Origin of the sequence: Paenibacillus sp. NRS-1782, assembly GCF_050467685.1 — a bacterium.
Taxonomy (GTDB): Bacteria; Bacillota; Bacilli; order Paenibacillales; family Paenibacillaceae; genus Paenibacillus; species Paenibacillus terrae_A.
The window spans coordinates 12,441-34,948 of sequence record NZ_JBITPH010000017.1; the positions used below are offsets into that span (position 1 = coordinate 12,441).

General features: G+C 47.8%; 22 protein-coding genes. 3 read left to right on the plus strand and 19 right to left on the minus strand.

Going from position 1 to position 22,508, the window contains the following annotated elements; translation table 11 throughout:
* Nucleotides 1-15 precede the first annotated feature (15 nt).
* Nucleotides 16-201: a hypothetical protein gene (locus ACIFQM_RS06735; protein ID WP_430040821.1), complete on the minus strand. Its 186-nt coding sequence runs from the start codon at nt 199-201 to the stop codon at nt 16-18.
* A gap of 75 nt (nt 202-276) precedes the next feature.
* On the opposite strand from ACIFQM_RS06735, the gene ACIFQM_RS06740 reads away from it, so the two are divergent.
* Nucleotides 277-1,299: a Na/Pi cotransporter family protein gene (locus ACIFQM_RS06740; RefSeq protein WP_430065175.1), complete on the plus strand. Its 1,023-nt coding sequence runs from the start codon at nt 277-279 to the stop codon at nt 1,297-1,299.
* Here the strand turns inward: ACIFQM_RS06740 and ACIFQM_RS06745 are convergent.
* The 5 genes from ACIFQM_RS06745 to prmA form a co-directional block, all read right to left on the minus strand.
* On the minus strand, nt 1,289-1,723 hold the full coding sequence (locus tag ACIFQM_RS06745) for an NUDIX hydrolase (protein WP_430040819.1): 435 nt from the start codon (nt 1,721-1,723) through the stop codon (nt 1,289-1,291). The two genes, ACIFQM_RS06740 and ACIFQM_RS06745, sit on opposite strands and share 11 nt — an antisense overlap.
* A 103-nt stretch (nt 1,724-1,826) precedes the next feature.
* Nucleotides 1,827-3,170, minus strand: coding sequence for a tRNA (N(6)-L-threonylcarbamoyladenosine(37)-C(2))-methylthiotransferase MtaB (gene mtaB, locus ACIFQM_RS06750; protein WP_430040818.1), 1,344 nt, complete (start codon nt 3,168-3,170; stop codon nt 1,827-1,829).
* Nucleotide 3,171: 1 nt separating this feature from the next.
* Nucleotides 3,172-3,936, minus strand: coding sequence for a 16S rRNA (uracil(1498)-N(3))-methyltransferase (locus ACIFQM_RS06755; RefSeq protein WP_430040817.1), 765 nt, complete (start codon nt 3,934-3,936; stop codon nt 3,172-3,174).
* A gap of 161 nt (nt 3,937-4,097) precedes the next feature.
* The gene (locus tag ACIFQM_RS06760) at nt 4,098-4,790 is read right to left on the minus strand and encodes a site-2 protease family protein (RefSeq protein WP_430040816.1); all 693 of its coding nucleotides are present in this window, start codon (nt 4,788-4,790) and stop codon (nt 4,098-4,100) included.
* A 2-nt stretch (nt 4,791-4,792) separates the two neighbouring features.
* The gene (gene prmA, locus ACIFQM_RS06765) at nt 4,793-5,758 is read right to left on the minus strand and encodes a 50S ribosomal protein L11 methyltransferase (protein WP_430040815.1); all 966 of its coding nucleotides are present in this window, start codon (nt 5,756-5,758) and stop codon (nt 4,793-4,795) included.
* A 194-nt stretch (nt 5,759-5,952) separates the two neighbouring features.
* On the opposite strand from prmA, the gene ACIFQM_RS06770 reads away from it, so the two are divergent.
* Complete coding sequence (locus ACIFQM_RS06770) at nt 5,953-6,372, plus strand: hypothetical protein (protein WP_283652550.1); 420 nt, start codon at nt 5,953-5,955, stop codon at nt 6,370-6,372.
* A gap of 87 nt (nt 6,373-6,459) precedes the next feature.
* Here ACIFQM_RS06770 and ACIFQM_RS06775 read toward each other — a convergent pair whose 3' ends face one another.
* The 10 genes from ACIFQM_RS06775 to hrcA all read right to left on the minus strand — a co-directional run bounded on the left by ACIFQM_RS06775 (nt 6,460) and on the right by hrcA (nt 17,575).
* Nucleotides 6,460-6,645, minus strand: a complete 186-nt coding sequence (locus tag ACIFQM_RS06775) for a YfhD family protein (protein WP_044645104.1) — start codon at nt 6,643-6,645, stop codon at nt 6,460-6,462.
* Between the two features lie 24 nt (nt 6,646-6,669).
* Entirely contained in the window at nt 6,670-7,044 is a 375-nt protein-coding gene (locus ACIFQM_RS06780) for a hypothetical protein (RefSeq protein ID WP_430040814.1), read from the minus strand.
* Nucleotides 7,045-7,216: 172 nt separating this feature from the next.
* Nucleotides 7,217-8,422 (minus strand): NAD(P)-dependent malic enzyme, encoded by a 1,206-nt coding sequence (locus tag ACIFQM_RS06785; protein ID WP_430040813.1) that lies wholly within the window; start codon nt 8,420-8,422, stop codon nt 7,217-7,219.
* Nucleotides 8,423-8,497: 75 nt separating this feature from the next.
* On the minus strand, nt 8,498-9,844 hold the full coding sequence (locus ACIFQM_RS06790; RefSeq protein ID WP_430040812.1) for a 2-hydroxycarboxylate transporter family protein: 1,347 nt from the start codon (nt 9,842-9,844) through the stop codon (nt 8,498-8,500).
* Nucleotides 9,845-9,965: 121 nt separating this feature from the next.
* A complete protein-coding gene (dcuR, locus tag ACIFQM_RS06795; protein WP_430040811.1) occupies nt 9,966-10,673 on the minus strand; it encodes a two-component system response regulator DcuR in 708 nt (235 codons plus the stop codon).
* Nucleotides 10,666-12,321 (minus strand): DcuS/MalK family sensor histidine kinase, encoded by a 1,656-nt coding sequence (dcuS, locus tag ACIFQM_RS06800; RefSeq protein ID WP_430048095.1) that lies wholly within the window; start codon nt 12,319-12,321, stop codon nt 10,666-10,668. The genes dcuR and dcuS overlap by 8 nt, the downstream gene beginning before the upstream one ends.
* Nucleotides 12,322-12,480: 159 nt before the next feature.
* Nucleotides 12,481-13,611, minus strand: a complete 1,131-nt coding sequence (dnaJ, locus tag ACIFQM_RS06805; RefSeq protein ID WP_430040809.1) for a molecular chaperone DnaJ — start codon at nt 13,609-13,611, stop codon at nt 12,481-12,483.
* Between the two features lie 251 nt (nt 13,612-13,862).
* Nucleotides 13,863-15,707, minus strand: a complete 1,845-nt coding sequence (dnaK, locus tag ACIFQM_RS06810; protein ID WP_430040808.1) for a molecular chaperone DnaK — start codon at nt 15,705-15,707, stop codon at nt 13,863-13,865.
* A gap of 86 nt (nt 15,708-15,793) precedes the next feature.
* Nucleotides 15,794-16,363, minus strand: a complete 570-nt coding sequence (gene grpE, locus ACIFQM_RS06815; protein WP_430040807.1) for a nucleotide exchange factor GrpE — start codon at nt 16,361-16,363, stop codon at nt 15,794-15,796.
* Between the two features lie 180 nt (nt 16,364-16,543).
* On the minus strand, nt 16,544-17,575 hold the full coding sequence (gene hrcA / locus ACIFQM_RS06820) for a heat-inducible transcriptional repressor HrcA (protein ID WP_044645111.1): 1,032 nt from the start codon (nt 17,573-17,575) through the stop codon (nt 16,544-16,546).
* Nucleotides 17,576-17,839: 264 nt separating this feature from the next.
* On the opposite strand from hrcA, the gene ACIFQM_RS06825 reads away from it, so the two are divergent.
* The gene (locus ACIFQM_RS06825) at nt 17,840-18,400 is read left to right on the plus strand and encodes a hypothetical protein (RefSeq protein WP_430040806.1); all 561 of its coding nucleotides are present in this window, start codon (nt 17,840-17,842) and stop codon (nt 18,398-18,400) included.
* An 83-nt stretch (nt 18,401-18,483) separates the two neighbouring features.
* Here ACIFQM_RS06825 and ACIFQM_RS06830 read toward each other — a convergent pair whose 3' ends face one another.
* The 3 genes from ACIFQM_RS06830 to lepA all read right to left on the minus strand — a co-directional run bounded on the left by ACIFQM_RS06830 (nt 18,484) and on the right by lepA (nt 22,444).
* Nucleotides 18,484-18,960, minus strand: coding sequence for an N-acetyltransferase (locus ACIFQM_RS06830; RefSeq protein WP_014282525.1), 477 nt, complete (start codon nt 18,958-18,960; stop codon nt 18,484-18,486).
* 155 nt (nt 18,961-19,115) lie between these two features.
* A complete protein-coding gene (gene hemW / locus ACIFQM_RS06835; protein ID WP_430040805.1) occupies nt 19,116-20,303 on the minus strand; it encodes a radical SAM family heme chaperone HemW in 1,188 nt (395 codons plus the stop codon).
* A gap of 326 nt (nt 20,304-20,629) precedes the next feature.
* Entirely contained in the window at nt 20,630-22,444 is a 1,815-nt protein-coding gene (gene lepA / locus ACIFQM_RS06840) for a translation elongation factor 4 (RefSeq protein WP_430040804.1), read from the minus strand.
* Between the last annotated feature and the right edge of the window lie 64 nt (nt 22,445-22,508).

Genomic DNA, 22,508 nt, shown 5'->3' on the forward strand with positions numbered 1-22,508 from the left:
GCGATTCATTTGATCTTACCATCGCTGGCGCTTCTTCAGATTCAAATGAATCGCTCCGCTGCTGCCCGCCATGCTTGTCATGGCTGTCCTCGACAAATCATAGGCTGTTACATGAGCATTTTGCATAAATCCCAAAATCGATTTTAAATCGGCAATATAGAGATCGAAACGGTTTAGTCCGTCTATATATTGTTCTTTCAAGCGTTGGGAATCAAATTATGCAAAATGCTGATATAAGCGCAATTCAATTAAAACCTTAGAAAGGGGGCTATGCCTGTGTTTATACACGTTATTTTGCCGCTGTGCGGTGGGCTGCTTATTTTCTTGGGCGGGATGAAGCTGATGGAAGCGGCCCTCCGGCATTTGGCTGGCCCCTTCCTCACCCGCTGGCTGAACCGGGCCACCGTTTCCCCTTGGCGTGGCATGCTGTTCAGCTCAGGCATTACCGCCCTGTTGCAAAGCAGCACCGCTGTCACGGTGCTGACCATCGGACTGGTCAACGCCGGGCTGTTGACCTACGGCCGTACGCTCGGCATTATCCTCGGCACCAATATTGGTACCTGTCTGACCACCGAGCTAATGGGTCTCCAGCTAGGCAAGCTGGCTGTTCCGCTGCTCTGCGGCTCGCTGCTTTGCTGGAGCGTCGCGGTCTTGTGGGGCGAGGCTGGCTCCAGCCGCCAGTATGCGTCTGCCGGGCCACCATCCAGTTCCCTTCAGCTCAGTCGTCCGCTGGCTGTCCAATATATCAGCCTCGCCTTTGCCGGGTTTTCGCTGATCCTTGCGGGTATCCGCGTGATGCAAACAGTCGGCCCGTGGATTGAGCAGGCCGGGCTGTTCCGCTGGTTTCTGGACCACGCTGCGGCCAATATGTGGTGGGCCTTCGCTGCCGGGGCCTGCCTGACCGCACTGGTTCACAGCAGCGCCGCTGTTATTGGCATGGCGATCAGCCTTGCGGCTGCGGAAGCTTTGCCAGCCGATGTGGGTATCGCCATCGTCATTGGCTCCAACGTTGGCACCTGCGTGACGGCTCTCATAGCGGCTGTAGGCGGCAGCGTATCCGGCAAATTTGTGGCCTGGTCCCATGTACTGCTGAACGTAGGCGGGGCGTTAATGTTTATGCCGCTGATCCCTGGGCTGGAAATGGCAGCCGCCTGGATATCTGCTGAGCCTGGAGCCAGGGTCGCCCATGCCCAAACCCTGTTTAACGTGATCAGCTCTCTGCTTGTCTTGCCAGTCTGCTATTTACCTGTATGGACACGTTTGGAGAATCGCATATCTTCCAACATCATCAAACGTTAATTCCAAGCATGGACAGCGCCTTGCTCAAAATGACATCATTGTTGTCATACCCGCCTTGGTGCTGGAGCCGCCATGCTTCCTCAGGCATATGCCACGCGACACCTTTGATTTCTTCAATTTGTGCCTGTAAATCCCCATCCAGTGCCTCTACGAGAAAATAATGGACTTCCTTGTCCACTTCCCCAAACTCAGGATGCTGATACGTATAAGCAATCATATCCACATGCTGGATAATCCGTCCGTTCAGCCCTGTTTCCTCACGAATTTCACGTAAAGCTGTCTGTTCGATCGTTTCTCCTTGCTCCATTTTACCTTTAGCCAAGGAGACCTTGCCGTATCGGTCGGTAATCAGTTGAATTTCAAGCTGCTCCCCCTGTTTGCGGTACACAACACCTCCGGCGGAAATTTCCTTTTTTGCTGCCATCCTGTAATCCCCTTTCCTTGCGCAACAAGGATTCCGTCCTCCCTGTAAGGAAAGGCGAAATCCTTGTTTGCCATCTCTAATACCTGTTCAGGTTTTTTTGTTTTTACAAAGCTGTTTGCAACCCATTCTCCAGAACACGGACCAATTGGCCTTCACTTTCATTAACGCCCGCCTTCGTCAGCTTCACGCGGCACACCTTGCCAACCAGATCCTTGTTACCTTCAAACACCAGTTGAATGTAATTGTCACTGTAACCGTGAAGCATGCCGCTATCTTCGGTCCCTTTCGGCGCAACTTCCGGAATAACCTCCAGCACCTGACCGACAAACTTTTCTGCATAAGCCAACTGCATTTGCTCTGACAGTTCAATCAGCTCATGCACACGTGCATTTTTCACGTCCTCATCCACCTGATCCTCCATACGCGCCGCAGGCGTACCACTGCGCTTGGAATAAGGGAACACATGCATTTCCGAGAAGCCGATCTTTTTCATCAGTTCATAGCCGTTGCGGAACATTTCGTCCGTTTCCCCAGGAAAGCCAACAATAACGTCTGTCGTAATCGCCACATCCGGCATCGCCTTGCGAATCATAAGCATTTTATTGTAAAACTCTTCTGTTGTGTATTTGCGGCGCATCCGTTTCAACACAGTGTCGTCTCCCGCCTGAAGCGGTATGTGAAAATGACGCACCAGCTTGGTGGAACGATTCAGCACATCGAGCATTTTTTCATCTATCTGGCTGGCTTCAATCGAGCTGATACGGATACGCGCCAGCCCTTCCACCTTCTCCAGATCCCACAGCAGATCGGACAGATCATAATTGTCCATGTCGTCACCATAACCGCCTGTATGAATGCCTGTGAGCACAATTTCCTTGTAGCCCGCATGAACCAGTTGACGCGCCTGAGCCATAATGCTTGCGGCATCGCGGCTGCGGGACAGACCACGCGACCACGGAATGATGCAGAAGGTGCAGAAATTGTTGCAGCCGTCCTGAATTTTTAAAAACGCACGTGTGTGGTTAGCAAAATCAGGTACGTCCATTTCCTCGAACACACGCGTTTTCATAATGTTGCGCACAGCGTTCACAGGTTGACGCGACTCCTGAATCTCCTGAACAAACGGAATAATTTTGTCGCGATCCTGTGTACCAATCACAAGATCGACACCGGGAATATCCATAATTTCGGCAGGAGAAGTCTGGGCGTAACAGCCCGTCACTGCCACAATGGCATCTGGGTTCCGACGAATCGCACGGCGAATGATCTGACGACTCTTTTTATCGCCGGTATTCGTAACGGTGCACGTATTAATAAGGTAGACGTCAGCTGTCTGCTCATCAAAATCTACCTGCTCATAGCCTTCATTTTTGAACAGCTGCCAAATCGCTTCTGTATCATAAAAGTTTACCTTACAACCCAATGTGTAAAATGCCACTGACGGCATATTAAACCCCTCCCATTTCTCCTGACTCATATAAAATGCAAGCCAATGCAGCCATACCTGCGGTTTCCGCACGCAAAATGCGTCTTCCCAACCCCGTAGACTGCGCCCCGGCCTGCTCGGCCTCCAGGCTCTCCGATTCGCTGAAGCCGCCTTCCGGCCCCACTACCAGCAGAACACGTGGCTTGTCCATCGACGTCCATTGTCCTGCCAAAGGCTGAATCACGTCCCGTAGCTGCCGCCCCTGCTCTTTTTCAAAACAATAGCATATCAAATCATACTGCGAAAAAGAAGCCAGCAGCTCCTTCCACGTCATCGGCGCGCTAATTTCCGGAATCCGGTTACGGTGGCTTTGCTCAGCCGCTTCCTTCACAATCTTGCGCCAGCGCTCCAGCCGCTTGCCTTCCTTTTTGGCATCATACTGCACGACCGTACGCTCGGACAAAAACGGTACAAACCCCGCTGCTCCGATTTCTGTACATTTTTGCATAACGGTCTCCATCTTGTCTCCCTTGGGAAGACTTTGGGCAATGGTGACCTGCACATGTGGTTCGGAGGTCATCTCCAGCGGCTCGACGATCGTCGCCGTCACACGATCCTGTTCTATCGTATCCAGCGCAGCCAACGCTTCCCTCGATACCCCATCGCTGACTATAATTTTGTCACCGCTACGACCGCGCATGACCTTGGCAATATGTCGCGCATCCTCACCTGCCACGATCACATGGTCTTCCAGAAACTGCTCTGCCGGAATAAAATAACGCTGCATTGTCTCTCACACCTATTCTGAAAATAACTGTTATCCATTGGGTTCTGTACAATATCCGAATAAATCACCAAGCACCATCATATCATCTTTTGCGCCCGGATGACCAGTATGTTGCTGCTCCAATTGTTATACTACCGTCCATACCCGCAAAAAAGGAGCCGTTAGGCTCCAAATAATCCGATGATGTAAAAAGCGAACTGCAAAAACTGTACATAAATCGTCTGGGATAGCACATACAGCGGCTCAATCGTCACCGCCCGCACCTGCGGGATAACAAGGATCAACAGAAAAATAAAGATGGACCACTGCTCAAAATGCTGAAGTTTGCGGCGCAACGGTGTAGGGGCCACATCCTCCACAATCCGGTAACCATCCAACGGTGGCAGCGGAATTAAATTAAAAATAAACAAAAACAGATTCAAACTAATCAGTGAATTGATAAACAAGTTGATGGCCTGAGCCACCCGCTGATTCTCGATATTCGGCAGCACCTGAAAATGAAGCAGCACCGCATAAATCAGGGTAGCCACAAAGGCAAGCAGCAAATTGCTCAGCGGCCCAGCGGCAGACACGACAATCCCCATAGAACGTGGACGACTGAAATTGTCGCGATTGACCGGAACCGGTTTGGCCCAGCCAAAGCCCCCGATCAGCAGCAGCAACATACCCATCAGATCAATATGCACTGCCGGATTTAAAGTCACGCGTCCCAGCAGCTTGGCTGTAGGGTCACCGAATTTATTGGCATAATACGCATGCGCAAATTCATGCACCGTAAAAGAAATGATCAGAGCCAGCAAGTAAAAAGGAAGAACCTCTAACTTCACACGAAAAATATTTTGTAAAAAATCCATAGTTACCTCTTTCTCGCCACAAACGCCAGCCAATCCTCATCCCGGCACGTTTCGGCAATGTCGAAGCCCGCCGCCTTCAATGCGTTTTCGACAACCTCTTCTTTGTTCTTCCAAATCCCTGAAGCGATATAAATACCACCTGGCTCCAGAGCCTTGTACACATCCTCAATAAACAGCAAAATAATTTCCGCCAGAATATTAGCAACCACCAGCTTGACTGGCAACTGGATACCCAGCGTCGGATCGCTCGCATTCAGCACGGACAGCAGATCGCTCTCTTTAATGGTAATGCGATCCTCCAACCCATTCAGATGGGTATTTTCCCGCGCACTGGATACCGCTACGGGATCAAGGTCCAGAGCCAGTACATGCTTCGCTCCCAGTTGCACGGCTCCAATCGCCAAAATGCCGGAGCCTGTGCCCACATCAATGACTTCCTCTCCACCCTTAATCACAGACTCCAACGCTCTCAGACAAAGTGATGTGGTGGGATGCGTTCCGGTGCCAAAGGCCATGCCGGGGTCCAGCTCAATAATTTTTTCATCTTCACTGGCAGGCTCATAGGCTTCCCAAGTCGGTTTGATCGTTAGACGATTCGACACACGCAATGGCTTGAAATATTGCTTCCAGGCATTCGCCCAGTCATCCTCATTGACCGTTTTCAGCTCATACCGAACCTCGCCAGGGTCAATATCGAATGTTCTCAATTCTTCGACGCGTGGCTCAATTTGCGAGCGGATGCTGTCCATCTCAACTTCTTCGGCAAAATAACCCTTGATGGTCGCTTGTCCTTCAGGAATGTCATTCAAGGGCCGATCATACCACTGTCCGTAGGACGTATCGCGTGGTTTGTTCAGCGAACCGGATTCTTCAATGGAAACCCCTCCCGCACCTGCTTCGTGCAGAAAATTCGAAATCATTTCGACGGCTTCTTCGGTTGTATGTATTGTAATTTCATGCCACAACATGGTTTTCATTTCCTCCTCATTTCACATGCATACTCTATATTGTACTATATACATGCATAGGAGTTCAAAAAAGATAGTACCATCGAAGTGCAAAATGTTTTGTAGAACTTGTGCATGTTGCCCACTCTTTTAGTCCAAGCCTCCTTAACTCTAGTACATACAATATAGTATATTCTAAGAAGGAGTGACTTATAATGGCCAAAACCGTTTTGGATTATAATGCTGCTGTCATCACACCTATTACCAATGGGATTAGTCTTCCGGTTCCTATTTCTCCAGCCGGACTAGGGATTGCTACTGCTTCCGTATTTATTGATCCGACTATTCCTGGAGCTGTTAACAATCGGGTAGAATTAAAGGCATCCATAGGCTTGCGTTTTGTTGGTGCGGGCAATATTAGAACACTTGTACGTATATGGAGAGCTGGCAAGGAAATTTATTACGGACTACAGACTAATCTGTTTGACGACAACATTATCATTAATGTCGAAACGGTAGATGTTGCACCTCTGGGCGTGCAAAACTATCAACTGATTATTGAAAATCAAACGCCTGCGACTACTGCTTTCGTCTCCGGTCCCCTTGTTTTTAGCGCAACAGCCTATAGCGGATAATTAAATAGACAAGAGGATGAAACACAAATAAGACGGGCAATCCCACAAATCATATTTAATGATAGGGATGACCCGTCTTATTGAATTCTACTCGCTGTCGTTTATGATGCGCTCTTGACGACGATCAGCTACTTCACCGCGCCGGATCGCTTCCAAATCTTGAGCATCTGCCTGCTCTGCCGAGAATTCAACATCCTCATTTTTAGCAGATTGTGCACGCTTGATTTTCTCGGTTTTGGTCAGCACTTTATCGAACCGTTTGTTTGTGGGCATCTGTCACAGCTCCTTCCAACGTTTTCATAGCATACCACCCGCTTGTTCCACAATAGACATCGCCTGATGATGAATGGATTCATCCACCACAGCGGTTAACAATATATCGCGGCCTGTCGGCCCACCTTGCCCGCCGTCACTCATGCCGCTGGCAGATGGATCAGCCGCAGCCAGTATCGCTGGAGTTGCATCCGTAAACTCCACTCCCTGCGTCAGTGAGGACAAGCTGGTAATTTGCCCCGCAAATACAGGTAATCCAGCGTTGCCCATAGACTGTCGGGGATAGCGGCTAAATCGGTCTATAGATACATCTGCTGCCCGGAGAGCTTCCAGCTTTCTAGCTGCTCCTTGTGCTTCCTCGGGGCTTTTGAAATAGGCCAAAATATTTTTTTCACTCATCCCCAAAACTCCCTGTGTGGTATTGAGCGCAACCTCCTGTTCAAGAACATAGACAGTTGCGCTTTGCTATATCCTGCTCATTGGCGCGGATTTATATTCCCCACAAAGGCTGAACGGAACAAACAACACCGAGTTTAGTATGCTGAAACGGTTGGAAAGTAGTTTGTGAAGACTATAGCTTTTGCGGGTGCAATGCAGCGGCAGGAGCTTTACCTGCCTTGGCTACTCCTGTCTCCCACGCAGCGCGAATGACAGCATCACGAACCTTAGAGACCACCTTCGGATTAAACACATTAGGTATGATATAAGTTTCACTTAGCTCCTCAGGACTGATCGCATCAGCAATAGCAAGCCCGGCAGCCAGCTTCATTTCCTCATTAATTGTCGAGGCATGACAATCCAACGCCCCCCGAAAAATTCCGGGAAAGCACAGCACATTGTTAATCTGATTAGGATAATCAGAGCGGCCCGTAGCCAGAACACGCACATAAGGGACTGCTAAGGCTGGGTCAATCTCCGGCTTCGGATTCGCCATGGCGAAGACGATAGAATCAGCAGCCATGCTCTGAATATCCTGCACACCCAGTAAATCCGGGCCTGACAGACCGATGAACACATCGGCCCCTATAATCACCTCGGATAAACTGCCACTCAAATTGTACGGATTGGTCATGCTCGCATACTCCGTCCAATGTGGATTGCTATATTCCACGCCACGATGAATGGCTCCCTGTCGATCAACGCCGATCAGATTGCGTACACCCGCCTTGAGCAACATCCGAGAGCAAGCCGTACCCGCCGCACCGATACCTGCAAATACGACTTTGACATCCTCTATTTTTTTGCCACATACCTTCAATGCATTCACCAGACCTGCTAACACGACGACGGCCGTACCATGCTGATCATCATGAAATACCGGAATGTCCAGCTCCTCTTTTAATCGTCTCTCAATCTCAAAGCAGCGCGGTGAAGAGATATCCTCCAAATTAATACCACCAAAGGCAGGGGCAATCATTTTGACAATTTGAACAATTTCATCAGGGTCCTTCGTATTAAGGCAGATTGGAAATGCGTCTACACCTGCAAATTGTTTGAACAGAACCGCCTTACCTTCCATCACAGGCATAGCCGCCTCTGGTCCGATATCTCCCAATCCTAGCACCGCTGTTCCGTCCGATACGACCGCCACTGTATTTTTTTTGATCGTTAATTGATACGCTTTAGCTGGATCATTTGCAATTTCCATACATATTTCAGCTACGCCGGGGGTATAAATCTTGGATAGCTCCTCCATGCTTGCAATCGGCTGCTTCGGTTGGGTCTCCATTTTACCGCCCTCATGTAATTGTCTGATCTCTTCTGTTAAACTACTCATGCTTCTCTCCATCCCTTCATGTCTGTATTTTTTTCTGTACATTTGTTATAGATTATCAGGCTTTGGTATAGACTTTCAGCTCCATAAATTGAGTAACAAGGTTGCTAAAATGACTGTGGCTGCCCCGCCAATGCGTGTTGCTATTTGCGCAAAAGGCATCAACTCCATACGATTCGATGCAGACAGGATCGCTACATCCCCCGTACCGCCCAATCCGCCACGACAACTGGTCACCAACGCAGCTTCCACCGGGTACATGTTAATCCATTTTCCTGTGAAGTATCCAGCAACAATCAATGCAACCACAACGGATGCACAGGTTATGGCATAAGGAATTGTCAGAATTCCGACCACGCTATCCAAAGGCACATACAAAATACCCAATCCCACCATCAACGGCCATGTCAGACTTGCCGCAATACATTTGTACAAATGAAAAGCTCCCTGCTCTATCTGGGCCGGCATCGCTTGAATACACTTCATTAAGGCCGCAGCCAGAATCATCAGAATCGGGCCAGGAATATGAAGATACGGCTCCAGCAGTTTACCTACAATAAAGAAAGTACAGGCTAGCAGCAACCCCCCACCCATCAATGGAAACGAAACAGGTTGTTCCAGACTCGCCGGAGATAATTTTCCCCCTTCTTTATCAAGTTTCAACAACTTCCCGTTACCAGAAGTATGAGGATTTTTATCTGCCATTTTTTTCAAAATACCCGCACCTATGATGGCAACAATATTACCAATGATTGCGGCCGGGATAAACTGGGATACGAATACCGCTGAATCCTTGCCCAGCACCAATCCATACGAAATGGATAATGGTAGAATCCCTTCTCCAATCCCGCCGGAGATAATCGGAATAATGATGTAAAAAAACGTATGATAGGCGCTGTAGCCAAAAGCCATACCCACTACCATACCTACTGCTACCGCTGCAATAGAGCCTATTATAATGGGGGCAAAAATTTTGACAATTCCATTCATCAGCATCTTCCGATCCATACCCAGAATACTTCCGGTGACCAGACAAGCGATATAAAAATAAAGAAAATTCGAGGTTTTCATCAGCATGTGTACAGCCCCCATCGCAGATGGAGGAAACATGTTCCAAAATACCATCAACGATGGAACCATGAGTGACAGAATGGCCGGACCACCAATATGCTTGAGCAGCGGAGTTTTTGCCCCCAGATCACTGAGCAATATGCCTAAAATCATAATAACAGCAAACCCGCCCAGCAGATCGTTCGGAAGTCTCTGTGTAATCGCAGCTGCGTATACAATCAACGCAATCACGACGTAAAGCGGAAGCGGAATAACCCCCACTTTTATCCTGCCCAGCATCCTGATGCCGTCTGCAGGATTTTTACGCCCTTTTTGCCACTTTTGAATGACCGGCTGGTTTGTAGCATTTTCCATAAAGCTCCCTCCTTGTAGTGAAGAATGATGACCATGCTTCCATTCTACACCTCGGAAAACGCTTTATTTGGTTTTAGAACTAATCATTCACTTTTGTAATTAAAGTAATCAAAAAGAGAGCTTAAATATAACCGCCCATGATTTCCTCTGCCTGCGGTAAAATTCGATACTGATAAACAGGTCGTCCAATGGTGCCGTATATGGTTTCCATGGCAAGTGCCTCAATTTCCGTCAAAAAAGCAAGATACTTCCGCATAGATACTCTGGATATCCCTGCACCCTCCGCAATATCCTCGGTGGAAAATAGCATCGCTTCATGCTGCCGGATACAGTTCCATATCATGGCCAGCGTGGATTTGGTTACTCCTTTGGGTAGCCGGGCCAGCTCTTTAGTCGAGCTTTTATGATAAAGCAGCCGATCCAACTCCTCCTGCGAAAGCAAGCTACGCTCACGCACGATACTAACATGCTCCCGATAACCCGTGAGCGCCTCCAGAAAACGGTTAAAGTGAAACGGCTTAATCAAATAATCCACCGCGCCGAAATTCATCGCTTTTTTGATACTGTTCATATCGCTTGCAGCCGAAATCACGATGACATCCACATTGATTCCTGTCTCACGAATAAAAGCCAGCAAATCAAGTCCATTGCTTTTCTGCATATACACATCCAGCAAAATCAGATCAATTGCTTGTTCTTCCAGAAATTCCTTGGCATCTTCCACGGAAGTAGCCCAGCCTCCACATCGAAAGCCCTCCACCTGCTCCGTATATTTGCGGTTAAACTCGGCAACCATCGGATCATCTTCTACAATTAAGACATTAATCATGTTCATCATTCCCCATTATGGTGTATGGAATCTTAATCTGAAAACAGCACCCTTGCTCAGCCGGAATCAGCTTTATGGTTCCTTTTAATCTTTTCACACTTTGCGTTACCAGATAAAGCCCCATTCCCCGTGACTCTCCCTTGGTCGAAAATCCCTTTTCAAATATTGCCTCTACGAGAGGTTCCGGTACACCAGGTCCATTATCACTTATTACACATGTCAGACAGCCGTTCTTCTGATTTTCCTCATAATAAAGCGTCAAGATAATCCGCTTGTGCTCCAAAGATTCCATTGCCTCCACAGCATTATCAAACAGATTCCCCAGAATGGTTATCAGTTCATGAATGGTTTGGGTGCAAGCAGATTCAGGCAAATAGCTGCCCGGAGTCAATTCGAAGCTCACACCCACCTCTCTGGCCCGGCTTAATTTCCCCAAAACAAAGCCCGCCATCACTGGGTCCCTTATCTGCCGGGTAATCGAGCCAATCTCCACTTGGTGATGCTCAACGGCATCCAAGATGTAATGCTCCAGTTTATCGTACATTCGTAAGTGTACCATCCCCATAATGACATGCAGCTTGTTCATAAATTCGTGAGCCTGTGCACGCAGCGCCTCCGTATACAGGGACACTCCAGTTAAACGTTCGGCAAGCTGGTTTACCTCCGTTTTATCCCGAAAAGTTACAATTGCACCCACAATTCCCCCTTTGACCCGGATCGGAACACTGGTGGTGAGCAAGGTTATTCCCCCCAGTTCCATGTCCTCATCCATTCGTGGAGTGCCTGCCGCCAAAACCTCTTGTAATCGAAAAGCGGACAAATAAGCGTTAATCTCCTGCCCTGAAGACGAGATATCCTCAATTCCCGCTTGCCTGAGCAGGCGAATCGCTTCCGCATTCATTAACATAACACGTCCGGATTCATCCACCGCAATGACGCCTTCCTTAATGGATTGCAGCATAGCGTTGCGTTCCTCCAGCAAACGTGCGATTTCCGGTGGCTCCAGACCAAACAGCATATTTTTGATTTTACGGGCCAGCACAACAGCCCCTCCGGCACCGATTAACATTCCTACGCCAATGGCGATAGCAATAAGGCGGTAATTGCCTCCCTGAGCCCTCAGTACATCTTGCATGGATATACCGACGACAATCGCTCCCAGCTGCTTCCCCGTCGAGCTGAATACGGGAGAAAAAGCGCGCATGGACAAGCCCAATGTTCCCTTCGCAACAGATACACTCTCATGACCATGAAGTGCAGTGTATTCATCTCCACCAGCAAAGGCTTTGCCGATCATCCTGGGATCCGGGTGTGTTTTGCGAATGCCCTTCATATCCATAACTACGATAAACTGAACATGATTAGCAGATGAAACCTTCTGCACATACTTCTGCATGGAGGAAGACGAATCAGACTGCTGCAAATGCTTAATAACAAGCGGCGTATGGGAAAGTGTACGTGCGATGGACATCGCTTTTTCCTCCAGTCCCATTTCGGTTTCATGCTCAACTCTCTCGGCAAATAACAAAGTTACAGGCAGGAGCACCAGCGCCATAACCAGACAAACCAGCAACGTAATCAGCCCTCTGAGCTTGAATAGCGACTTCCCCCGACGCTGCCTAGGCTGTGACTCTTTGATAGAACTCACCCTTTCATGCATCATGTTTAAAGCTAAATAGTCCATATGTTTATACAAAAATGGTTATGTATGTGTTTACGTGAATTTGCATAAAAAAAGGGAACTACTCCGCAATGGCGGAACAGTTCCCTCCGATTCATGGTTGATGCTCCGCGAGTCTACCCTGGCTTAGTCGCCTCGGAAGGCGCGCTTCACACGGTCAAAAAAGGATTGCTCATTCTCATGTGTCTGCTCACCACTAAGCGAAGAGAACTGACGCAGCAATTCCTTCTGTTCCTCACTCAGCTTGCTAGGCGTTACCACAACCACCTTAATGTGCTGGTCACCCTGACCTACGCCACGAAGTTTTGGTACACCCTTGCCCTTAAGACGGAAGTATGTTCCTGTTTGTGTACCAGCTGGAACTTTCAGCTTCACTTTCTCGGTCAGCGTCGGAATTTCGACTTCATCTCCCAACGCTGCCTGCGAAAACGTCAGCGGAATTTCACAGTAAATGTCGTCTCCCTCACGCTCAAAGAAGTCATGCGACTTCACACGGAAAACGACATACAGATCACCTGCCGGTCCTCCGTTGACACCGCCTTCGCCTTCACCATTGATACGCATTTGCGCGCCGTCATCCACACCCGCCGGAATGCGGATATGAATTTTACGCTGCTTGCGCACACGGCCAGAACCGCTACAAGTGGTACATTTCTCTTTAATGATTTTACCAGAACCGCCACAGTTCGAGCAGGCGCGACGGTTAACCATTCGGCCAAACGGTGTATTCTGTACCACTTCTTCTTGTCCGCTACCGTGGCAGACGGAACAGGTTTGTGGTTGAGTACCCTTTTTGGCTCCCGTACCGTGACACGTATCGCACGTTTCCGTCCGCTCAATGTTAATGTCGGTTTCCTTGCCGAATACGGCTTCCTTGAATTCGATCGTCATCGTATATTGAAGATCATTGCCACGCTGCGGTGCATTCGGATCACGACGACCGTTACCGCCACCACCAAAAAACATATCAAAAATATCGCCAAATCCGCCACCAAAGTCGGCTCCACCACCGAAGCCGCCTCCCATGCCCTGATTCGGGTCTACATGACCATATTGATCATATCTTGCCCGCTTCTGACCATCACTGAGAATGTCATAAGCCTCTTTCACTTCTTTAAATTTGGTTTCCGCGTCCGCAGCCTTGTTCACGTCCGGATGATACTGACGCGCCAGCTTACGGTAAGCCTTTTTAACATCTTCATCCGAAGCGCCCTTCGCGACGCCCAGCACCTCATAATAATCGCGCTTATCAGCCAATGTTCCACCCCCATGCCTACAACGTGTCTGCACTACATATAAAAGGAAAGTCAAAGGCACGGGATGACCCGGCTTTGACCTTCCCATCATTTCAAGGCAGTACAATCCGTAATATGCTTATTTATTCTGAAAATAACTGATACCCTTCGGCTAATCGTTATTTATCAAGGCAGCTACGCTGCTTCTTTTCATTCAGTATATTATAACGCACCGGTGTACCGTAATGCTACTACCACTACCCGATCCGTAGCTTAGTCTTTCTTCTTGTCTTCGTCAACAACTTCATAGTCCGCGTCAACCACATTATCGCGGCCTTTGCTGTCTGCTGCGCCGTCTTGAGCTTGTTGAGCCTGTGCTTCTTGAGCAGCTTGCTCATACAGCTTCACGGACAACTGCTGAACGATCTCAGTCAGCTCTTCAGTAGCCTTTTTGATGTCTTCCAGGTTGTCAGTTTCCAGCGTTTTTTGCAGATTTTCTTTAGCTGCATTCGCTTTTTCGACTTCGCCTGCATCCGCTTTTTCGCCCAGATCCTTGATCGTTTTGTCTACGGAGTAAATCAGTTGGTCCGCAGAATTTTTCGCTTCTACCAGATCTTTGCGTTTTTTATCTTCTTCCGCATGCAGCTCAGCGTCTTTCATCATACGTTCTACTTCCTCGTCGCTCAAGCCGCTGGAGGATGTGATCGTAATTTTTTGGCTCTTGCCTGTACCTTTATCTGTAGCGGATACGTTCACGATACCGTTGGCATCCAGATCAAAGGTAACCTCGATTTGCGGTACACCGCGTGGTGCTGGAGGAATATCTCCCAGTTGGAAACGGCCCAGCGTTTTGTTGCCTGCTGCCATTTCACGTTCACCCTGCAATACGTGGATTTCCACGCTAGGCTGGTTGTCGGCATACGTCGAGAACACCTGCGATTTGCTCGTAGGGATTGTCGTGTTACGCTCGATCATTTTAGTGAATACGCCACCTGCGGTTTCAATACCGAGGGACAGTGGAGTTACGTCGAGGAGAACGACGTCTTTCACATCACCTGTCAGTACGCCTGCTTGAACTGCGGCACCCAAAGCTACCACTTCATCAGGGTTTACGCCTTTATGAGGGTCTTTGCCTGTCAGTTTCTTAATGGCTTCCTGTACAGCCGGAATACGTGTGGAACCGCCGACCAGAACGATTTTGTCGATGTCGCTGGCACTCATGCCTGAATCTTTCATCGCTTGACGAGTAGGTCCCAAAGTACGTTCTACCAGACCTTCAGACAATTCCTCAAATTTCGCACGAGTCAGGTTCAACTCCAAATGCTGTGGAACGCCGTCAGCTACCGTAATGAACGGCAGGGAAATCGTCGTTGTCAGTATGCCGGACAGCTCTTTTTTCGCTTTTTCCGCCGCATCCTTCAAACGTTGTACAGCTGCTTTATCCTTGCTCAGGTCGATACCTTGATCTTTTTTGAACTCCGTTACGAGGTAATCAATAATCACTTGGTCGAAGTCATCGCCGCCCAGCTTGTTGTCGCCGCTTGTCGCTTTAACTTCGAAGAAACCGTCGCCCAGTTCCAGAATGGATACGTCGAATGTACCGCCACCCAGGTCATAAACAAGAATTGTTTGGTCTTCGGATTTTTCCATACCGTATGCCAGTGCAGCTGCTGTTGGCTCGTTGACAATACGCAGCACTTCCAGACCCGCGATTTTACCTGCATCCTTGGTTGCTTGACGTTGGCTGTCATTGAAGTAAGCTGGAACCGTGATAACGGCTTGAGTTACCGTTTGTCCCAGGTAAGCTTCAGCATCGGATTTCAGCTTTTGCAAAATCATAGCAGAAATTTCTTGTGCGGAGTATTCCTTGCCGTCAATGTTTTCTTTATAGTTTGTACCCATGTGACGCTTGATGGACATAATTGTACGATCCGGGTTTGTGATCGCTTGGCGTTTTGCTGTTTCACCTACAGTACGTTCTCCATCCTTTTTGAAACCAACAACCGAAGGGGTTGTGCGTGCGCCTTCCGGATTTGGAATTACAACGGCTTCGCCGCCCTCCATAACAGCCACACAAGAGTTGGTTGTACCTAAGTCAATACCGATTACTTTACTCATCAGACAATTCCTCCTTCTGTATATACGAGGCCCTCAGGCCGAAATAGTTAAAACCAAAGATGTGTTGCTAATGTATATTAAAAAAGCTACATGCTCACTTTTACCATAGCCGGACGAAGCACCTTGTCCTTCAGCATGTATCCTTTTTGCACCTCTTCAACGACGATGCCTTCCTCATGCTCTTCGATTTCCACCTGCATAATGGCCTGATGGAAATCAGGGTTAAACGGTTGACCCACCGCATTCATGGCCGTTACTCCCTCAGCCTGAAGCACGCTCTCAAACTGACGGAAGATCATCTCCACACCTTTGGTGAATGACTCAGCCTCTCCTTGCGGTGCTGTTGCCAGCGCACGCTCGAAGTTATCCAGAACAGGTACCAATTCGGTAACCAGCTTCATAGATGCATATTTGGCAAGGTCCTCTTTCTCTTTCAGCGTACGACGACGAAAATTATCGAAATCCGCCTGTGCGCGTAAAAACCGCTGTTGGTGCTCTTCCGCCTCCACGCGAAGCTTAGCCAGCTCTGTATCACTCTCTTGGGCTTCCAGTGCTGCCGCTTCGTTCACCGGCTCTTCCTGCTGGCTCGTCTCAGTGGCTTCCTCTGTGCTTACATTTTGTTGTTTTTCTTCTTGGAACGCTTGTTCTTCCTTCAAAATGTTTCACCTCCTTCAAGTCATAACTACCATTACATTCATATTTGTATTCAAACTTGTTTGCTGCACTTCATTTCAAGTTGCTGTTACTTTGCAAAAACACGCAGCAATGCACCCGCGCAGAATACATACCGTATCCCGGCGCGGAACATGTAGAACCGCAACATGTGCAGTCTTATTTTATTTAAACCGCTGCGTAAGCATTGCGGTCAAATCCTTAGACAGGATGCCCAAAATATTGATAACTCTCGCATACTCCATCCGTGTCGGGCCCAGTATACCTATTGTGCCCAACGCTTCGCCATCTACCGCATATGTCGCGGTGATCAGGCTACAATTGGCAAACGCCTCATGATCATTTTCTGTACCGATGCGGACTTGAATTTCGGGCGCTCCGGCGACAGGCGTCATCAGCTTAAGCAGCGTCGGTGTTTCCTCCAGCAGATCGAGAATATGTTTGACCTTTTCAACGTCCTTAAATTCAGGCTGGTTTAGCATGTTCGTCGCACCGCTCAAATACAAGCGCTGATCCGATTCATTATCCAGTGCTTTATCCAGTACTTTCATAGCGTCCTCAAAATGAGATACATGCTTCTCCATTTCCTGACCAAGCGCAGTGTAAAGACGTGATTTCAGCTGATAAATCGGCACGCCGACCAGCTTACTGTTCAGCAAATTCACGACCTTCTCCATCTCAGAAATCGAAATTCCCGGCGGAATATCCACTGTCTTGTTCTCCACCTGACCGGTATTGGTCACGATAATCGCTACAGCCGTCGTTTCGTTGAGTGGCAATAGCTGAAAATGACGCAATGAAGTATGAAAAACCTCCGGCCCAAGCAGGATGGAAGTATAATTGGTCATATGGGACAAAATACCAGATGCATGCTGGATTACTTGTTCCATTGCATTCAGCTTTTCGGCGTAAAAGGCTTTTAGTTCCCGCGTTTCCATAGGCTTCAGCGTATCCAGTGGTACCAAATGGTCCACATAATAGCGGTAGCCTTTATGAGACGGGATGCGTCCCGCAGAAGTATGGGGTTGCTCCAGATAGCCCTGTTCCTCCAAATCCGACATTTCATTACGGATCGTGGCGGGGCTAAATCCGACATCCTGCCTTTTGGATATGCTGCGGGAACCCACTGGCTCAGCCGAACGAATGTAGTCATCAATAATCGCATTCAAAATGAGTCTCTGACGTTCGGTTAACAAGCGAATCCCCCCTTTTGTTTATCCATAATAGCATGATCGTTCAATGGAATCATTAGCACTCGTTCGCGATGAGTGCTAACTGATAATACAAAAATACCAAACCGACCTGATCATTGTCAAGTCAGATCCGTATTTTCAATACCATGATTTCATCACTGAGGACAACAAAACCGTTTTTATAAATCTTTCAAGAAAAATATAGAAAATTCGCTTCTTATTCTCTATAATATATTGAGCTCTACTGTAAAATAAGGAGGAAGCTGGTTGAGAACAAATCGTCGCAGCTTTATCAATGCACTGATTGCGCTCTTGCCTACTCTCTGTATGTTTTACCTTTTGATTGAGTTGTTTCCATACACGGGGTTGGGAAGAGTTATTATGCTACCGTTTATTTTTATGATTAACGCTGCCCTTATTGGTTTGACCGTTTTTTTGATCCGCAAATTTTATAGCGTGTTTTACATTATTTTTTTATTGGTCGTAGTCCTACTTACCCTAAGAATTACTGTTTCCTTGTATCCACAAGAGTTCAGCCCAAGTATCCCCCAGCAAATAAACGATAGTATTGCAGCAATTAACGACTATGGTCAATCACTCCCAGCCGATTTGGAGAAACCCTCCTTTAATACCTACCGAACGGGAGCGAAAGAAAAATATGTGGTAGCCTTGTATAAATACAGACACGATATTCCTCTGGATGGTTCATTTCACCTTTATAATAATGAAAGTGATGAAGATACAATAAGGACACTTGAAGATATACCAGCAAAACTTGACCCTCATCACAAGCTGATGTGGCGGTATCTTGAAAATTCCCAAAAATGAGACAAGCAATTACAGCTTATATCTACCACGAGCAGATACAATCTCGATCCAATAAAAAACGAACTGACCTGATCATTCTCAGGTCAGTTCAGCATTTTCAACACCGCAATTTCATCACAATTGTTTTGTTTACTACAGTTAATGCAATCAGTCCATACCTTCTCAGGGAAAATCTCTTTGTTTACCACATCAAACCCGTTTTTTATAAAAAAGGAGACCTCGTAGGTCAAAGCCATAATTTTAGGGATACGCTGCCGCCGTGCTTCTATAATAAGGCCCTCTACAAGCTTGGAGCCGATGCCCATGCCTTTATGTCCCTCAGAAATACCAAGTGAGCGAATCTCTACCAAATCATCACCCAGTTTGCATAAAGAACCACAACCGACGACTTCGCCGTCCACTTCTGCCACAATAAACAGCTCCAGTTGGCGCATAAGCACTTCCCTTGAACGTGGAAGCATAATTCCCCGCTCCGCATAGCCGCTAATCATTTGGTATAAAGGCTCCACATCCTCAGGAACCGCACTTCTGCACAATACATCTTTACACACTGAAGCCATCTTGCTCTCCTCCTGCCGCTTGCCGCATATAATGAATAAATATACAACATTGCGCATAGAATCGCAATACTTCATTTACCCTGCCGTGACAGAATTGTGTTATAAAATGAACATCCCCGCTTACAGTGTGCAAATGTACCGTTTGAAGCTACGACTTATGAATTTACGGTAATGGAACCGATGAACTCCGCAAATACATCATTTCCGAACAAAATACCGCGTTCGCTCAGACGATAACCGTCCTCGACCAGCTCGATCAATCCCGCATTCAGCATTTTTCCGAGAGGGGCCGTAAATGTATCCTCCAGTGACTGACCGAATTGAGCCTCAAAGCGGGACTTCGAGACACCTTCCAGCATTCTCAAACCGACCATGAGAAAATCCTCCATCGCTTCGGCCGCTGGCACCTCAAAGCTATCCAGACGCGGCAGTCCGTTACGGGTAGCCTCCACATAAGGATTAATGCCCTTAATGTTCATATGGCGCTCTCTGCCAACATATCCGTGCGCCCCTGCGCCGAGACCATAATAGTCCTCATTACGCCAGTAGGTCATATTGTGTTTACTCCCCAGACCTGGTTTCGCGAAATTGCTGATCTCGTACTGCTCATAGCCAGCCTCTTTCATGCGACGCATCAGGAGCAAATACATTTCCAGTTCGTCGTCCTCATGAGGAAGCGGAAGCTGATTTTTCTGGTACAGCGTATGGAATAGCGTATTTTCTTCGACCTTCAAGCTGTAGATGGAGTAATGAGGAAGTCCCAACTCCAGCGCCCGGCTGACACTTTCATGCAGCATTTCTACGGTCTGATTCGGTAAACCAAACATCAGGTCAATCGACAGATTATCCAATCCGACCTTGCGTGCATTTTCCAAACTACGATAAACATCATCTGTATTATGAATTCGACCAATACCCGTAAGTAGCTCGTTTTGAAAAGCCTGTACGCCGAAGCTCAGCCGATTTACACCGCCTTCTTTCATCACGGTGAGCTTCTCAAAATCAGTTGTGCCCGGATTGGCTTCCATGGAAAACTCAATATCTTCCGACCAGTTCGGGAAGTAGGTACGGACGCTTTTCAGGAAATATTCCATTTCCTTCGGATTCAGCGTTGTTGGTGTTCCACCCCCGACAAAAATAGTTTTAATTTCACCTGGCGGGTGAAGACGAACTGTATGCTCCATCTCCCGTTCCAGTGCATACAGGTATTCCATAACAGGCTGATCCTTGAGCACGTAAGAGTTAAAGTCACAGTAAAAGCATTTGTTCGTGCAAAAAGGTATATGCAGATAAACCGCTTGAGGCGCGGATGAATGTTCATGTTTGTGTATGGATGCGGTCATACCGATCCTCCTTGTCAGTGTTGAGGTGAGGTGAAAAAAGGGCGGTTGAGGTGGAAGATCGCTCCGTGTATGGATCATTCTTTCACTCCATCTTGAATAGCTTGCTCAAATAAAGAACGTCCATTCTTCATGCACGGCAAATGGCCACATGAAAGAATGGACGAATAAAGCTTGGGAACAAGCGGACCGCAGTATCTTGAGGTACATTACAGAGTGTGTACCTCAGTTACTACGGGGTCATACTGTTGATACTTATTCGTATTCAATCCATACTCACGTTTTGTGATGTACCTAATTGAATACGGTGCTGCTTGTTTCAAGCAGCTTTACTCATCTATTTTCAGTACTGCCATAAATGCTTCCTGTGGTACTTCTACGTTACCCACTTGCTTCATGCGCTTCTTGCCCTCTTTTTGCTTTTCAAGCAGCTTCCGTTTACGGGAAATATCGCCGCCGTAGCATTTGGCCAGGACGTTTTTACGCATTGCCTTAACGGTTTCACGTGCTACAACCTTCGTACCGACAGATGCCTGAATGGGCACCTCGAACATTTGGCGTGGGATCAGCTCACGCAGCTTCTCGCAAATAATACGTCCGCGATGGTAAGCGCGATCTCTGTGGACGATGAACGATAACGCATCAACCTGTTCGCCGTTTAACATAATATCCATTTTCACCAAATTAGACTGGCGATAGCCTGAAATTTCGTAATCGAAGGAGGCGTAGCCCTTGGTGCTGGATTTAAGCTGGTCAAAGAAATCGTACACGATTTCGGACAGTGGAATCTGGTACGTAATCGTTACCCGTGTCGTATCCAGATACTCCATGGTCACATACTCACCGCGCTTGGTCTGGCAAAGCTCCATAACTGTACCTACGTAATCATTAGGCACGATAATGCCTGCTCTTACGTAAGGCTCCTCCACATGCTCAATTCGTCCGACTTCCGGGTAATTCGACGGGTTATCGATCTGGATCGTTTCGCCATTCGTCAGCTTAATGCGGTAAATAACACTCGGCGCTGTCGTAATCAGCGGGATGTTAAATTCGCGTTCAATCCGTTCCTGAATAACGTCCATATGAAGCAGACCGAGGAAACCACAACGGAATCCGAAGCCCAACGCGCTTGATGTTTCCGGCTCAAAGCTGAGCGAAGCATCGTTCAGTTGCAGCTTTTCGAGCGCCTCACGCAGATCGTTATACTCGGATGTTTCGATCGGATACAGCCCGCAATATACCATCGGATTAATTTTCCGATAGCCCGGCATCGGTTCTGTTGTTGGATTTTTGGCATCCGTCACCGTATCCCCGACACGCGTATCGCCCACATGCTTGATCCCGGCAACGATAAAACCAACATCACCGATGTTCAGCTCGTCCACGATGCTCATACGTGGCATGAAGGCTCCTACCTCGATAACCTCAAACGTTTTATCGGTCGCCATCATTTTAATTTTAGAACCAGCCTTGATGCTGCCATCCACGACGCGAACATACACGATAACGCCTTTATATGGATCATAATGCGAATCGAAAATAAGCGCCTTCAGCGGATTATTCGGATTTCCTTGCGGAGCAGGTACGCTTCTGACCACCTGTTCCAAAATTTCCTTGATACCGATTCCAGCTTTGGCCGATGCGTGTACAGTCTCGCTCGTATCCAAGCCGATAACATCCTCGATTTCCTGCTTCACCCGTTCAGGATCGGCACTTGGCAAATCAATTTTGTTAAGCACCGGCAGAATCTCCAAATTGTTGTCCAACGCCAAATATACGTTAGCCAACGTCTGTGCTTCAATGCCCTGTGCCGCGTCTACAACCAGCAAGGCACCTTCGCAGGCCGCCAAGCTTCGGGAAACCTCATACGTAAAATCGACGTGCCCCGGTGTATCAATCAGATTCAAAATGTACTCTTCGCCGTCATCGGCCTTATAAGTGAGTCGCACTGCCTGGAGCTTGATTGTAATCCCGCGCTCCCGTTCCAGATCCATCTGATCAAGCACTTGCTCCTGCATTTCACGGGATGTCAGTGCACCGGTGTATTCCAAAATCCGGTCAGCCAGCGTGGATTTACCGTGGTCTATATGTGCAATGATACTAAAGTTCCGAATTTTACGTTGTCTTGCCAAAATGTCAGTCATGCCTTACCCCCACACAATGCCTAGTGTCAATCAGCTTATTATAGCAGTTGTATAGGGGGTCAGC